We start from the raw sequence: 13,503 nt of genomic DNA on the forward strand, positions 1-13,503 counted from the left end.
TCTCGCGGCAATAAGGCCCGAAACGCCCGGCCGAGGCAAATGAAGATCCCTCAGGCCGGGCATGAGCAATCATTCACATACCGTTCACCATCCCCATGCCGGCAAAGAGCAGCAAAGCCCCGGCCATCAGATAACGGAAAAGCAAATCGAACCTTTGACTTTGATCAAACTTTTCCCGGATCACCGCCCCGGCGGCAAGCCAGATCAATTGTGCGCAGAGCGGCGCCAGGACAAAGATGGTCAAAAAGACCGCCCCTTCCAACAAGGCATCATTCTGCTTTGGAATGACCGACAGCGCTGCAAAGACCAGCATCCAGCTTTTCGGGTTAGCCAATTGAAACAGCATCAAAGGCCAGAAGGCCATGGCCGGCATCTTCACAGACCCGTTTTTTCCGCCCATAAAGATTGAGAATGCCATGATTATCAGCAGCAATGCGCCGCCATAGACCATCAAACGGTCCAGACCAGCAATCAACGCCCCGCCGACCACCCCCAGCCAAACCAGCGCCAGTACCAGAAGGCTGCCGACCTGTATGCCCAGAACAGCAGCAAACGCACGCGACATACCGCCGCTTGTGCCCACATTCAACAGGACCAGATTGTTAGGACCGGGCGACAGCGTGATCAGCAGCAACAAACCGGCCAGACCAGACATCCATTCCCAGCTCATGGCAGTTGCCACCAATCGGCCAGCGGCAGAACCGGTACAATGGCCGGTTGGGCATGACGGGTGTCATTGGCATAGCTGGCTCTGCAGATGGCCCCCCAATCAACAGTGTCGGAAACACCAGGCATCTGATAGATCCTGCGCGCCCAGCGCCAAAGTCGCGGATAATCGACCAAACGCTTCAAACAGCATCGGTGGAGAATATAATAAACCGGATCAAACCGGACCAACGTCACAAAAAGCTGCAGATCAGCATAGGATAGGGCCTTACCCATAAGGAATGAATGATCGCCGAGCCGCTCTTCCAATTCATCCATCATGGTGAAAACCTCTACCACAGCTTCATCATAAGCCTCCTGGCTTTCCGCAAAACCAGCACGGTAGACACCATTATTGAGCGCCTCATGCATGCGCAGCTGCAATTCTTCCTGCGCCGCTGCCGTTGGTGTCGGGAACAGTCTTCCCCGCCCTCCCAAAGCAGCAAGGAAGGCGACAATCTGAGAAGATTCGTTACTGACGATCCTGCAGGTTTCGCGATCCCACAGAACCGGCACCGTTGAACGGCCGGTATAGGCAGGCTCAGAGAGGCTGTATAGCTGGTGCAGATGCCGGGCGGTGTTTCTGGTGCCGGGAATAGGCCATTCTTTTCCGCCATCGAGGGCGTAGCCTTCAACTCGCGGCCCATGGGCCAGATGGATCGGGATCATCCCCTCCAGCCCTTCAACCGCCCGGACCAGAATACATCGATGCGACCAAGGGCAGCTTGCAGAACCGATCAGGACATAGCGCCCCGGCTGATTACGGGCCTGTTTTAGATGTTCACCTTCAATCTCGCCGTCAAAAACACTGACTGGCCGCTGATAGTGTCCATTGATATGCAATTGATCCTCATCGCGCCAGCGACCCTTCACTAACATGCCCATGGCTTCTCTCCCTACTGTTCAATGATCGATGGGCAGATTAGCGGAGGCCCTTTAAAATTAATGGTTCATAATTTGTATTTTTTGGTCTATTTATTAGACCATGAAAAACATCCCCCTCAATGGCTTGCGGGCCTTTGCTGCCATCTACGAAACCGGCGGCATCAGACCGGCGGCCAGATCCCTGTCCATCACGCATTCATCCGTCAGCCGTCATCTGCGCGAATTAGAGGCCTGGTTGGGGGTTACGCTGGTCAGCCACGAAGGGGGGCGGAAAAATCTATCCTTCACGGCCCAGGGGGAAATGCTTGGCCGTGACAGCCTGAAACAACTGCGCGCCCTGGACAGCAGTTGTGCCGCCATCCGTGAAATGACCGGCAGCAATACGGTAACCATCGCAACGACCCCCTCATTTGCCGCACGCTGGCTCCTGCCCCGTCTCGCCCGTTTCAACGAGGATCATCCCGCCATAGAAGTTTCCGTCATCGCCGACCAGAAAATCCACCACCCAAATGATGCACGGGTCGACTTCAACATCAGGATGGGCAAAGGCCCCTGGTCCGGGGTCAATTGTCTGCCCTTGATGGATGAAACTCTTTTTCCCGTTGCAGGACGCGAGTTTTTTGAGTGTCACGGGCCCGATATTGCCCTGGCCGACCATACCCTGCTGCATGACCGGGACCCGCAAACATCCTGGCAAAGCTGGCAATCTGTTTTTCCGCAGGAAATTCCCAATTTAGGGAAAGGGCCGCGTTTTGCATCTTCTGACCTGCTGCTACGGGCGGCCGCACAAAATCTGGGCATCGCCCTAGCCCGGGAGAGACTGGCGGAAGAGGATCTGGCCATTGGCAACCTTAAGCGTCTCTACCCCGAACAAAAGATCCATCTGGCCCGGGCCTATTGGATCATTCAGCCGGAAGGCGGCTCTCCCAGAGGGGCTGTCCAGGTCCTCATTAATTGGCTGCGACAAGAGGCACGCAACAAATCTCTGGCATAAAATGATAATTCCCATCCGATATTGTCACGGAACAAAGCCCACCCTAGGATTTGCCTTCCGATTTCACACAGGCCGTAAGAAAGACCGTGCCCCATGAGTAAGATAATCCTGTCCGGCTGGATCTCTGTTCCCGCAGAAAAAATGGCTGCCATGCCTGAACAGTTAAAAGACCATATCGCCCTGACCCGCGCCGAACCGGGTAACATCATCTTCAATGTTGACCAGGATCCGGACAATCCGCAGCGATATACTGTCTATGAGGAATTTGTTGATCAGGCGGCGTTCGACCGTCATCAGGAACGGGCCAAAACCTCCCCCTGGGGCGCCTTTTCCGTTGGGATTGAACGTGATTACACCATTAGGACAGCCGATTAATACCCCCCTCGATCTCAAGGAGTGACAGCACTGTATCGAATAGGCGCGACAATACCCGTCTGCAGATCCAGATGGCCGGTCCCAGCCATTCTTGCAAGCTCATCAGGCGTCTGTACCTGACCAGCCTGCTCCCCGATCAGCACAACCTCCTCGCCGGCCTGGACTGGTGGTCCTGGAACCTGGGCAACGCTGATCACCGCACTGGACGAACTTATCCCCCCGCGAACCGGGCAGCGGATGCCACGGACCAGGACTTCGCCTGCGCCATCCGCCAACGTTTTTTTCAGGCCATCTGCATAACCGACCGGCAAAGTGGCCAGCCGCTCCTCGCTCTTTGCCACATAGCGGCTGCCATAACCAACACGCGCACCCGGCGGCACATCGCGCACCTGAGCGATCCAGCTGTGCCAGCGCAGGCAGGGCCGGATTCCCTCCGGCAGCGCCACTAAATTGCTTGTCGCCTCACCAAATAGGATCGCTCCGCAACGGACCATGTCATAATCCTCCCGCACCCGATTGAGCCTGAGGGAGGCCGCAGAATTGCCCACATGGGTCATGCACTCATCGGGCAGCCAATGCCGAACCGCCCGGAACGCTTCATCAAAATCATCCAATTCAGCATGTGTCGTCTCCAGCGCTGCCTTGTCCCCATCCGCATTGGCCAAATGGGACATCAGCCCCCGAACCCGGTCCGGTCCCAGCCTGCGCACAGCCTGCACCAGGTCATCCAGATGGCTAGGCACACCAAAACCTTCGCGCCCCATGGAGCAGTCCAGGGTCACGGACACCGGCATCGGCGCGGCAAAGCTCAGCGCCCGTTCGGCATCTTCCAGCGAACCAACAGGCTCAATCACATGCCAGTCCCTTTCAAGCGCCTCTTCAAGCTCCCAAGGCAATGGCGGCCGGATACGCCAGATCCTGGCTTGTTCCAGAAGCCGTCCGCCTTCGTCGCGCAATATGGCTATTTCCCGGTTATTGACGACGGCAAAATCCTCCACTCCCTGGGCGGCGATGACGCGTGCACATTCCAGCAAACCATGGCCATAAGCATTATTCTTCAATACCGCACATAACCTGGCAGGCCGCATCGCCTGAATCAGGCGACGGGTATTTTCCGCAAGGATCTCCAGATCAACGACAATTTCATGGAATGGTGCATATGCGCCAGTCATGCCAGACCGCCCCTTATCAATAAAAACCAAGAAAAAGGGCGCCCGGAAGAACCGGACGCCCCCGTTTCATCAAACTCACGTCAGATCAGTTTTCAACCTTGCCGGTCCAGGCCGTCCGGTCCAGATCAAGATCCGGGAAATCATCCGGATTGAGAACAGGACGGTCGACCCCGGCTTTCAGCTGTTTCCGGAAATCCGCCAGCACCCGCAGGCAGGTTGGCAACAGCATCATGATGACCACCAGGTTGACCAGGGCCAGCAGCCCCATGGCCGGATCGGAGAAGAAGAAGACCGCGGTCGCGCCCGGTGCCACTGCGCCCAGGAAGATGATCCCCATGATCGCGACCCTCAGGCCGTTGATCGCCAGCTTGCTCTTGGTGATCACGCTCAGTGCATTTTCACCCAGATAATAATTGTAGATGATCGAGCTGAAGGCGAAGAGCAGGATGATGAAGGTCAGGAAATAGCGCGTCCAATCGCCCAGATGTGAAGCCAGCGACTGCTGGGTCAGCACCACGCCGTCAATTTCCGCGCCCGGCACATAGACATCGCCCAAAAGGATGACAAATGCCGTGCAGGAGCAAATGACAATGGTGTCAATGAAAACGGAGAAGGATTGCGTGATGCCCTGGCTGATCGGATGGCGCACATGTGCTGTGGCCGCAACGTTCGGGGCGGAACCAAGCCCCGCCTCGTTGGAGAAAAGCCCCCGGCGCAAGCCTTGCGCGATCGCGGCACCCATGCCGCCACCTACAGCTTCTTCCAGACCAAAGGCATTCTGGATGATGGAAACGAATACCGCCGGCAAATCACCTGCATTCATCACGATGACAACCAGCGCCATGAGGATATAGCCCAGTGCCATCACCGGGATGACCACATCGGCCACTTTAGCGATCCGGCGGATACCGCCAAAGACAACGAAACCGGAAATCACCGTCAGGAGGGCACCGGTGATATAGCGGCTGACGCCCAGGCTTTCTTCGGCGGCACCTGCCACCGTGTTGCCCTGAAACGCGTTGAAACCAATGGCAAAAGACGCAATCAGGCAGACAGCGTAAACGATCGCCAGCCATTTATACTGCTGGCCAAGGCCATGGATGATCGCGCGCGCCGGGCCGCCGCGGAAATCGCCGTTTTCCTGGCGGCGCTTGTAGAGCTGAGCCAGCGAGCATTCCACCAGACTGGTGGCCATGCCAACAAGGGCGATCACCCACATCCAGAAAACCGCACCAGGCCCGCCCAGGGTGATCGCAACGGCAACACCGGCGATATTCCCACCGCCAACGCGCCCACCAACGGAGACCAATAGCGCCTCACGGGCGGAAATGGAAGTTGGATCGCCGCTTTGGTTTTTCGACGAGAGAACGCGGAACATGCGTTTGAAGAACTGAAACTGGACAAAGCCAGTCATCAGCGTGATGAAGACACCAAACACAACCAGAATGGGGATCAAAGACCACCCCCATGTCAGATCGCCGATGGCGCCAAAAATCGTTTCTAGGAATCCCATTTTCTATACTTTCCCGTAATGTCCCCAAGAACAAGAATGTGACAGCTCTCCCGAAGGCTTATGAAATGCCTTCGTTAAAGAGCTTAGCCGAGCCCTTGAATAAGGTTGCTACCGAAGCTCGACAAATTGCATAATAAAACCGACAGATTGTGACGGTATCAATCGCGGCGCATTCTTATCAGAAGAGGTATTCAGGAGACAGGCTCAATTTGCGAGAGACATGGGATAGCATCAAGAAAGCAACACAAGCATTTGTATTACAAAACAAATATCATGAATAAACTTAACCCGGCAGCCCTGAAATTATGATCACCAGCCATGAAAAACCGGATTTACATGTCGGTTTTATCTTATGTGATGAATTTCCGCTGCTGTCGCTCAGCGGTTTTATCGAGGCCCTGCGCCATGCCGCCGATATCGGGGATACCAGCCGCAAACTATTCTGCTCCTGGTCGATCATGGAGGAAAACCTAAAGCCTGGCCTGTCCAGCTGTGGCATCCCGGTGCCCGCCACCAGCCGCCTGCTGCCGTCCGAGCAGCTGGATTATGTCGCCGTGGTCGGGCCTTTGCTGCGCAACATCGATCATGTCCCCAGAGCCATCCACGATTATCTGAGAAAAATGCATGATCACCGTATTCCCCTGATCGGACTATGCACCGGGTCCTTTGTATTGGCTGATGCCGGGATCATGGCTAACCGAACCGCCAGCCTGCACCCCTATCATGTGCAGGATTTCCGGTCCCGCCACCCCAACCTGCGCTGCCTGCAGGATCGTGACTATCTGGAGGATAAGGGGATTTTCACCGCCCCCGGCGGCGTTTCCGCCATCGGCCTGGCAACCGATCTGATCGCCCGCCATTGCAGCGATGCGCAGGCCGCCAAGGCGGTTTTCCAGATGACCATGTCACATCAACAGGCCGGAACCATGCGCATCGATGCGCTGGACCGGAAACGCGCAGGGGATTACCGGGTGCGCAAGGCGGTTTCCTATATGGAGCGCAATATCGGCACCCCGGACAAGGTTTCCGGCCTGGCTACCAGGCTCGGCATCTCCGAACGCCAGTTGGAACGGCTGTTCCGCAGTGAGTTTGGCATATCGCCCAAGGTTTATTGGATGGATCTGCGTCTGAATTTCGGTCGCTGGCAATTGCTGCATACCAGCAAGTCAGTCACCCAAATCGCCTATGAAGCAGGCTTCAACGACTGCGCCCATTTCATCCATCATTTCCGAAAGAAATTCGAACAGACGCCGGGGATACTGCGCAGCGCCAACAATAACTGATTATGCGGCTGTTAAAGCACAAAAGAAAAGGGTCGCCGAAGCGACCCTTTTCCTGAACTTTGCAGCTCGAAACGCGATTAACGTTTGGAGAACTGGAAGCTACGACGGGCTTTCGCCTTACCGTATTTCTTACGTTCAACAACGCGGCTGTCGCGGGTCAGGTAGCCACCGGACTTCAGAACCGGGCGCAGGGCCGGCTCGAAGGCAACCAGGGCTTTGGATATGCCATGACGGATGGCACCGGCCTGACCGGACAGGCCACCACCGGTAACGGTGGCGTATACGTCGAACTGGTCAACGCGCTCAGCCTGTTCAAACGGCTGCTTCATGATCATGCGCAGAACCGGACGGGCGAAATAGGTTTCGATTTCGCGACCGTTGATTTCCACTTTACCGGAACCCGGCTTGATCCAAACGCGGGCAATGGCGTTTTTCCGTTTACCGGTTGCATAGGCACGGCCCTGAGCGTCGATTTTCGGCTCGGCCGGTGCAGCAGCTTCAGCAGCAGCGGCAGCCTGACCGGAAACCGCGTCACCCAGCTGGGACAGGTCATTCAAGGTTTCGTCAGCCATGATTAGGCGCTCCGCTTGTTCTTAGAGTTACGGCTGGCAAGGTCCAGCACTTCCGGCTGCTGAGCGTCATGCGGATGCTCGGCACCGGCATAGACTTTCAGGTTGCGCATCTGGTCGCGACCGAGCGGGCCACGCGGGATCATGCGCTGAACGGCTTTCTGGATCACGCGCTCCGGATGCTCACCTTCCAGCAGCTGGCCCATGGTACGGGACTTGATGCCGCCCACGTAACCGGTATGCCAGTAGAATTTCTTGTCGGTCATCTTGCGGCCGGTCAGGGCAACCTTCTCAGCGTTGATGATGATGACATTGTCGCCACAATCCATATGCGGGGTGTAGGTGGCTTTGTGCTTGCCGCGAAGAATCTTGGAAACTTCAGCAGCCAAGCGGCCGAGAACCAGGCCTTCTGCATCGATAAGGATCCATTTCTTATCGATCTCGCCTGCTTTCATCGAGTAGGTTTTCATACCTGTCTCGCCTTTCAGCTAGAATAAAAAAACAAATGCCGCAGAGAGGTTCCCTGCGTCTGGCCGGTGTTCTAAGGGATTGCCGGATTACAGTCAAATGAATTTGAGTCGAAATAACCAATACATATCAAAGGCTTACAAAATAGGTATTATGATACCACACTATTTCACCTCAAATCTCGCTTATTTTCACCCGAATCCCGGGCTCATGATCGCGGTGGTATGGAATAAGTGCCGGTCACATGGGCGCAGGGCTCCACATCCCCTTCCGCCAGCAGCGTCATATCCCCCACCGCCAGGCGCTTGCCGATTTTGATCAATTTGGTATGGCACAGAAGGTCCGTTTCCGACGGTTTGCGCAGGAAATTGATATTCATATTGGTAGTGACCGCCAGCGGCACCTTGCCAACCGCGCTCAACACCGCCAGCCACATGGAAAAATCAGCCAGCGCGAACATGGCCGGGCCGCAGATGGTGCCGCCTGGGCGCACATGCTTGATATCATAGGGCAGCCGGACCACACAGCTGGCATAGCCGATTTCTTCAATCCCGAAATTGTAATATTCGGTGAATGGCGCATCCGCATGCTTGATTTCATTGAATTCCTCTGCGGTGATCAACGGTTTTCTGCTGGACATCTGCCCTCCTCTTCCCTGTAATCCTTCATTATATAAGACTGTCTTTTGCCGTCAGGATAATGCAGATCAGCCGATGACCGAACCGCAAAGCAACCAAGTTGACGCAGAATCTCTGGATAATACAGGCCTTGTGCTGCGCCAGGATGAAGATTCCGTAGCCTTTCTGACCTTGAACCTGCCTGGCGCCTATAACGCGCTCAGCCTGGCGATGATGGAGGCCGTGCTCCAGGAACTGGCCAGGCTTGACCAGGATCCCGGCATTGCCGCCGTTGTGATCAAGGGCAGCGGTAAAGGTTTCTGTGCCGGTCATGACTTGAAGGAAATGCGCGCCAATCCGGATGTGGCCTTCCGGGAAAAGACCTTTGCAACCTGTTCGGCCATGATGATGGCGGTCACCCAGCTGCGCCAGCCCGTAATCGCCCAAATCCACGGCATTGCAACGGCCGCAGGTTGCCAACTGGTGGCAAGCTGTGATCTGGCGATTGCCGCGACCGATGCGAGATTTTCCACCCCCGGCGTGAATATCGGCCTTTTCTGTTCCACGCCGATGGTGGCGCTGTCACGCGCGGTCAGCCGCAAGAAAGCCATGGAGATGCTGTTGACCGGTGACATGATCGGCGCGCCGGAAGCCGCCGGAATCGGGTTGATCAATAAATCCGTGCCCTCCGACTTGCTGGACCGCGCAGTGAAGGAGCTGGCGCAAAAAGTTGCCTCCAAGTCACCGCTGGTCCTGAAAACCGGCAAGGAGGCCTTTTATCAGCAGATCGACATGCCCCTTGCCCAGGCCTATGACCATTGCAGCCGAATCATGGTTGAAAACATGGCCTTCAAGGATGCGGAAGAAGGCATCGATGCCTTTATCGGCAAGCGCCCACCCGTCTGGAAAGGGGAATAATCATGTCCATGCCTCACTTCGACCATGACCAGGATTATTATTCCGACATCTATATCCGCGGCATCCTGCAGGAACGGCCCGTGATCGCCCTGGTCGGTGCCAGTGCCAACTGGAACAGGCCCAGTTTTTTTGTGCAGAAATACCTGCTGGCCAAAGGCTATGACGTTATTCCCGTCAATCCGGGACAGGCGGGCAACGAGATCCTGGGACAAAAGGTTTATGCCAGCTTGAAAGACATCCCGGTCCCGGTGGGCCTGGTTGATATTTTCAGGAATGCGGAAGCTGCAGGACCAATCACCGACGAAGCCATCGAAATTGGCGCAAAGACCGTTTGGATGCAGTTGAGTGTAGTCAATCGGGACGCCGCCGCCCGCGCAGAGGAAGCCGGATTGAAGGTGGTGATGAACCGCTGTCCGAAGATTGAATATGCAAGATTAAGCGGCGAGCTGGGCTGGAACGGTATCAACAGCCGGGTGATCACCGCCAAAAAACGTGTTATCTGATCCGGTCAGTCACTGATCAGATTGGCAAGACTGCCAAAGCGCGGCCGGTATATAGCCATTTTTTCGATGGTGGTCGGCCCGATCACATCCTGTCCGAATGTCGGGACAAATTCGTGGAAGACTTCGGTCGCAATCACATTTTCCCCTTCACGGACATCGAAATTGGTCGGAATTGCTGCCGCTTCCCCTTCCTTGCCAAACCGGCTCTCATGAGAGCCCACGCCCCAATTGCGCTGCCAGCTGACCGTCGCTGCCGCGCCGGTGTTCCGGTTTAACGAGGTCACGATCACCTGGATATTCACTGAATGGTCAAACGGGGCCATCAACTGTTCGGTGATTTCGAAAATGTCCGTCACCTTGGCCTCGGTGATGATCTCTTCCCGGGCCACAAGATCGGAGATGGATGTGCTGACCCGTTCCAGCTTTTGATGCAGGAAGACATAACGCGTCATTTCCAACCCAGTCAGCATCAGCCCCAACAGAATCGGCATCGCCATAGCAAATTCCACAGAGACAATTCCTTCCCGGGATTTAAGAAGATGACGAAGATGGGTGATCAGGCGCTTCATCCGATCACTCCCAAGGCTCGTTTCTGACCGCGATGGAGGCTTCCATCGGGAAGTGCCCGTCGGTGCCGATCAGCGCGCCGATCAGCGGTGTCATGATCGGCCAGTTGTAGCTGATGCGGTAGAGCACAACATCATCCGCGGCGCCGGCGCTGTCCTCGCCCACATCCGCATCCCAGGCACCGTTGCTATTTTCATCGGTAAAGGTTTCCCCCACGTCATAGGCACCGTTGCCGTTGCCATCGATATATGGCTCCCCATCCCCGATCGACCCAAAATCCGAATAGACCAAAGTCTCAAATTTCGCCTTATCCATGTCGACAAAGCCAAGAGTCTGCTCGTCAACAATCTGGCGGATATAGGATTCTCGGCTAATGCCTGAATCCGCCCGTCCGGTTATGCCATAGCGAGAGGATTCGCGCATCGCGCCTTCCATCAGACTGTTGACCAGCATGATGGTGCCCAGTTCGAATATCCCGATAATCATCAAGATCAACAGCGGTGAAATGATCGCAAATTCCTGCGAGACAATACCGCGTTCATCGCCTTTCAACCGATGGGTTGAAGACGAGATAAGGCAATCCTCTGTTTTCTTGAAGATGGAGCACATCGCATTTCACCATAAATAATGGCTTTATCCTGCGCGCGCGGCCAAGCGAACTCAATATATATATTAGAAACCTAATTACATGCATAATTTGATAAAATTGTGTCTTTTTGCCTCTAGCGCTCTGCCGCTATTGTCCGGGCGAATTCCAGAAAATCCTGTTCCGGCATCGGCTTGGCATGAAAATAACCCTGACTGCGGTCACTGTTAAAACTGCGTAGCAATTCATATTGTGCCTGTTCTTCAACCCCTTCCATGATAACGGACATGGAAAGCCGCTTAGCCATCGCGACAATGGAGCGGACGATCACTCTGGTATCGGAATCCGTGCAGATATCACGTACAAAGGATTGGTCGACCTTCAGGGTATCAAATTTCATCCGTTGCAGATAACTGATCGAGGAATAACCGGTCCCAAAATCATCCAGAGACAAATGCACTCCCAAAGCTTTGATTTTCGGCAACAACTCATGGGAATCCAGACTCGGATCAATCAGCACGCCTTCCGTGATCTCCACTTCAAGGCTATCTGCCGGCAGTTCAAATTGCTCAATGCAGCGGGCGATCTGGCGCGGAAGGTCCCTATCCTGGAACTGAACGGGCGATACATTCACCCCCATGCGGAAGCTGTCATCTACCAAATCCAGGCAAGTCCTTGTCACCCTACAGGCTTCGGCCAGAATCCATTTGCCAAGCTCTATGATCAAGCCGGTCTCCTCTGCGATGGGAATAAACTCAGCCGGGGAAACCGGCCCCAGGGTCGCGCTATGCCACCGGATCAACGCTTCCGCCCCACAGATTTGGCCGTTTTGCATGTCGATCTGAGGCTGGAAATACATCTCGAACTCTTGGTTCTGCATGCCCTGCCACAGCAGATGCTCCATATCCAGTCGGCGTGCGATATCATCGGCCATCGCCCGGTTAAACAGACTGACCGAGCTTTTGGACCGTAACCCGCCCGATGCCGCAACCGTTGTAGCCGTATCAACATATTGCAAAAGTGCGTCGGCCGTATCCCCGTCATCCGGGAAAGACGCAACACCGATGCTGGAGGTGAGCGCGACACGTCTTGTCTCCAGTTCCATGGGCAGGCATAGAATAGATTGAATGCGGTGAATACAGGCCTCAACCTCTTTCACTTCGCGAATGCCATCCATGACAATCATGAATTCCCCACCTTCAAGACGGGCCAGCATATAACATTCCGGTACACAGCTTCGAAGCCGCGGGGCCAACATATCAATCAGTTTGTTTTCCGCCCCCACCCCCATGGCATCATAGATCCGCCGGAAATCTTCAATGACCACCTGGATTACATAAACCTTGCTTCCGCGCCGATGGGGGCCGGCACATAACTCCGATAGTTTATCGTGAAGCGATTGCCGGTTCGGCAGTCCGGTTTGCTGATCGAAATATGTCTGCTGGCGGATATAGTCTTCCCGCAGTTTTCTGTTTGTCACATCCTGGATCGTTCCCCGGATCAAGGAGAGCTCACCAGACGCCGTGAATGTGGCCACTGCCCGTTCATGCACCCAATGTTCTTCACCATCGACATCCTTGATCCTGTACTGTTCCGAGAGTTCAACACCCGACTTTTCAAGTTTTTCCAGCGCAGAAAGCAATAACGCCGCATCCTGATCATCAACAACATCGCGGAGCGCATGCATGGTCGGCACCATTTTCGCCGGATCATATCCTAGGATCCGGTACAGCTCATCCGACCAGACCAGATGGTTACAAATCACATCCCATTTATAGCTGCCGATCTTGCCAAGTTTCTGGGCAACCCGGAAATCCGCCTGTTGTTCTTCCAAAACCGCCGTTTGATGCTGCAGGGCTTTTTCCGCCCGTTTGCGCGCGGAAATATCCTTTTCCAGCTCAGTCAGATAAGAAAGATCCTGTATAAAAACCTGGACCAGTTCACCTTCCGCCGATGGCAGCGTCCCCGCTACGAACTGAATAATATTCCGGCCGTTGTCGGCCGCTTTGATTTTAAGACCGGTTTCGCGCAGGGTGTCCCCTCCGTGGAACAGACCCATGAACCGGCTGATCAGACGTTCCCGAACTTTGCCAGATATGAAATCCATACAATGTTTGCCAACCAACTCCTGCTGGCTGCACCCCAGCAAACGAGCAGCTTCACAATTGCTATAAAGAATGGAATGTCGGTTCTGCACCAATAATCCCACCGGCATGATATCCAGTATCTCACCGACTTCCTGCTGGTGGGAGGCAAAACTGATGGCTGTTTTCTGATCATCCCAGAGATCAGAAACTTCCATGACAAAATCTGTCTCAGCAATATCTATACGTCGCATAACCTGTCAT

At 54.9% G+C, this 13,503-nt stretch carries 15 protein-coding genes; 5 read left to right on the plus strand and 10 right to left on the minus strand.

The genetic code is table 11. From position 1 onward, the window contains the following. Window positions 1–73: 73 nt before the first annotated feature. Together DFP90_RS01125 and DFP90_RS01130 are read right to left on the minus strand one after the other, a co-directional pair. The gene (locus tag DFP90_RS01125; protein WP_115934578.1) at window positions 74–670 is read right to left on the minus strand and encodes a LysE family translocator; all 597 of its coding nucleotides are present in this window, start codon (window positions 668–670) and stop codon (window positions 74–76) included. Continuing rightward, window positions 667–1,590, minus strand: coding sequence for a glutathione S-transferase C-terminal domain-containing protein (locus DFP90_RS01130; RefSeq protein WP_115934579.1), 924 nt, complete (start codon window positions 1,588–1,590; stop codon window positions 667–669). The genes DFP90_RS01125 and DFP90_RS01130 overlap by 4 nt, the downstream gene beginning before the upstream one ends. Window positions 1,591–1,690: 100 nt before the next feature. On the opposite strand from DFP90_RS01130, the gene DFP90_RS01135 reads away from it, so the two are divergent. Together DFP90_RS01135 and DFP90_RS01140 are read left to right on the plus strand one after the other, a co-directional pair. Next, window positions 1,691–2,584, plus strand: a complete 894-nt coding sequence (locus DFP90_RS01135) for a LysR substrate-binding domain-containing protein (RefSeq protein ID WP_115934580.1) — start codon at window positions 1,691–1,693, stop codon at window positions 2,582–2,584. 93 nt (window positions 2,585–2,677) lie between these two features. Beyond that, window positions 2,678–2,959 carry a putative quinol monooxygenase gene (locus tag DFP90_RS01140; protein WP_115934581.1) on the plus strand — a complete coding sequence of 94 codons (282 nt, stop codon included), beginning with the start codon at window positions 2,678–2,680 and terminating at the stop codon, window positions 2,957–2,959. A 14-nt stretch (window positions 2,960–2,973) separates the two neighbouring features. On the opposite strand, the gene alr is transcribed toward DFP90_RS01140, so the two are convergent. Both alr and DFP90_RS01150 read right to left on the minus strand, forming a co-directional pair. Continuing rightward, window positions 2,974–4,131 (minus strand): alanine racemase, encoded by a 1,158-nt coding sequence (gene alr, locus DFP90_RS01145; RefSeq protein WP_115934582.1) that lies wholly within the window; start codon window positions 4,129–4,131, stop codon window positions 2,974–2,976. 85 nt (window positions 4,132–4,216) lie between these two features. Then, window positions 4,217–5,644, minus strand: coding sequence for an alanine/glycine:cation symporter family protein (locus DFP90_RS01150; RefSeq protein ID WP_115934583.1), 1,428 nt, complete (start codon window positions 5,642–5,644; stop codon window positions 4,217–4,219). A 305-nt stretch (window positions 5,645–5,949) separates the two neighbouring features. On the opposite strand from DFP90_RS01150, the gene DFP90_RS01155 reads away from it, so the two are divergent. Next, window positions 5,950–6,927 (plus strand): GlxA family transcriptional regulator, encoded by a 978-nt coding sequence (locus tag DFP90_RS01155; protein WP_115934584.1) that lies wholly within the window; start codon window positions 5,950–5,952, stop codon window positions 6,925–6,927. Between the two features lie 77 nt (window positions 6,928–7,004). Here DFP90_RS01155 and rpsI read toward each other — a convergent pair whose 3' ends face one another. The 3 genes from rpsI to DFP90_RS01170 all read right to left on the minus strand — a co-directional run bounded on the left by rpsI (window position 7,005) and on the right by DFP90_RS01170 (window position 8,604). Continuing rightward, window positions 7,005–7,499 (minus strand): 30S ribosomal protein S9, encoded by a 495-nt coding sequence (gene rpsI, locus DFP90_RS01160; RefSeq protein WP_115934585.1) that lies wholly within the window; start codon window positions 7,497–7,499, stop codon window positions 7,005–7,007. A 2-nt stretch (window positions 7,500–7,501) separates the two neighbouring features. Continuing rightward, window positions 7,502–7,966 carry a 50S ribosomal protein L13 gene (gene rplM, locus DFP90_RS01165; RefSeq protein WP_115934586.1) on the minus strand — a complete coding sequence of 155 codons (465 nt, stop codon included), beginning with the start codon at window positions 7,964–7,966 and terminating at the stop codon, window positions 7,502–7,504. Between the two features lie 206 nt (window positions 7,967–8,172). After that, window positions 8,173–8,604, minus strand: a complete 432-nt coding sequence (locus DFP90_RS01170) for a PaaI family thioesterase (protein WP_115934587.1) — start codon at window positions 8,602–8,604, stop codon at window positions 8,173–8,175. 73 nt (window positions 8,605–8,677) lie between these two features. Here DFP90_RS01170 and DFP90_RS01175 point away from each other — a divergent pair, with 73 nt between their 5' ends. Continuing rightward, window positions 8,678–9,499, plus strand: a complete 822-nt coding sequence (locus tag DFP90_RS01175) for an enoyl-CoA hydratase (protein ID WP_115934588.1) — start codon at window positions 8,678–8,680, stop codon at window positions 9,497–9,499. Between the two features lie 2 nt (window positions 9,500–9,501). Further along, window positions 9,502–10,002, plus strand: coding sequence for a CoA-binding protein (locus tag DFP90_RS01180; RefSeq protein WP_115934589.1), 501 nt, complete (start codon window positions 9,502–9,504; stop codon window positions 10,000–10,002). A 5-nt stretch (window positions 10,003–10,007) separates the two neighbouring features. Here DFP90_RS01180 and DFP90_RS01185 read toward each other — a convergent pair whose 3' ends face one another. The 3 genes from DFP90_RS01185 to DFP90_RS01195 form a co-directional block, all read right to left on the minus strand. After that, window positions 10,008–10,571: a TadE/TadG family type IV pilus assembly protein gene (locus DFP90_RS01185; RefSeq protein WP_115934590.1), complete on the minus strand. Its 564-nt coding sequence runs from the start codon at window positions 10,569–10,571 to the stop codon at window positions 10,008–10,010. A gap of 4 nt (window positions 10,572–10,575) precedes the next feature. Beyond that, a complete protein-coding gene (locus tag DFP90_RS01190) occupies window positions 10,576–11,178 on the minus strand; it encodes a TadE/TadG family type IV pilus assembly protein (RefSeq protein WP_115934591.1) in 603 nt (200 codons plus the stop codon). Window positions 11,179–11,291: 113 nt separating this feature from the next. Further along, window positions 11,292–13,493, minus strand: a complete 2,202-nt coding sequence (locus DFP90_RS01195; protein WP_115934592.1) for a sensor domain-containing protein — start codon at window positions 13,491–13,493, stop codon at window positions 11,292–11,294. Between the last annotated feature and the right edge of the window lie 10 nt (window positions 13,494–13,503).

Origin of the sequence: Aestuariispira insulae (assembly GCF_003385955.1) — a bacterium.
Lineage (GTDB): Bacteria > Pseudomonadota > Alphaproteobacteria > UBA8366 > Aestuariispiraceae > Aestuariispira > Aestuariispira insulae.